Raw genomic sequence first — 924 nt, forward strand, 5'->3', positions numbered from 1 at the left:
GTGGTAGCCGGTGGAAAAGGGCACCTCGCTCACCGCCGCCTCGACCCCGCGAGCCACGGCACCGAGATCGGCGTCGCTGGCGATGTTGAGCGTGACATCGAGACGGCGCTGCCCGTCCTCGCGCTTGATCTCGTTGGGTGCGGGCACGATCACCACATCTGCAACGTCACGAAGGCGGACGGGCGCGCCGACCGGGGTCTGGATCATCAGATCGGCAAGCGCGTGCTGGTCGCCCCGAATGGCCGGCTCGCCCCAAAGGGCGACATCAAACGCTTTCTGATCGCGGTAGATCTCGCCCAGCTTCTCGCCAGCGACGAGGGTCTGTGCCTGTCGCCGCACTTCGCCCGGCGTCAGGCCCAGAGTGACCAGATCGGCCGCACGTGGGCGGATCTGGATTTGCGGCACGAGGACCTGCTGTTCGACTTTGAGGTCAGTGACGCCGGGAATGCTGGCGACTTTCCCGCGAACCCGCTCCGCTGCGGCGCGCAGCTCGTCCTGATCGGGGCCGTAGATCCGCACCACGACGGTTGCGCCTGCGCCCGAGAGCACCTCCTTAATGCGCTCGCGCAGATAGGTGAGCACGTCGCGGTAGAGACCGGGATAGCCTTCGACCACTTCCTTGATGCGCGCGACGCTGGCGTCGTAGTCGGCTTTGTCATCGAGGCTGATCCACAGCTCGGTGAAGTTCGGCCCGACCACTTCGTCGGCAGCCTCGGCACGGCCGATATGCGCGCCGAAGTTGCGCACGCCGGGGATTGCGCGCAGTTCCTTCGAGGCGCGGATTGTGATGCGGTCCATCGCATCGATGCCAACCCCCGGCTTCTCGACGAAGTGCATCAGGAAGTCGGTCTCGCGGAAGTCAGGCAGGAACTGATCCTTGAATCCCAGATAGCCCACGCCGGAAAGCAGCAAGCCACCCGCGAC

The 924-nt window shown here is 65.6% G+C and carries 1 protein-coding gene; it reads right to left on the reverse strand.

Translation table 11 applies throughout. The features are described from left to right. The coding region (locus tag COA17_RS18335) for an efflux RND transporter permease subunit (protein ID WP_245857945.1) at positions 1–912 on the reverse strand (912 nt) is incomplete at its 3' end. Positions 913–924: the final 12 nt, after the last annotated feature.

It is taken from the genome of Sphingomonas ginsenosidimutans (assembly GCF_002374835.1).
Lineage (GTDB): Bacteria > Pseudomonadota > Alphaproteobacteria > Sphingomonadales > Sphingomonadaceae > Sphingomonas > Sphingomonas ginsenosidimutans.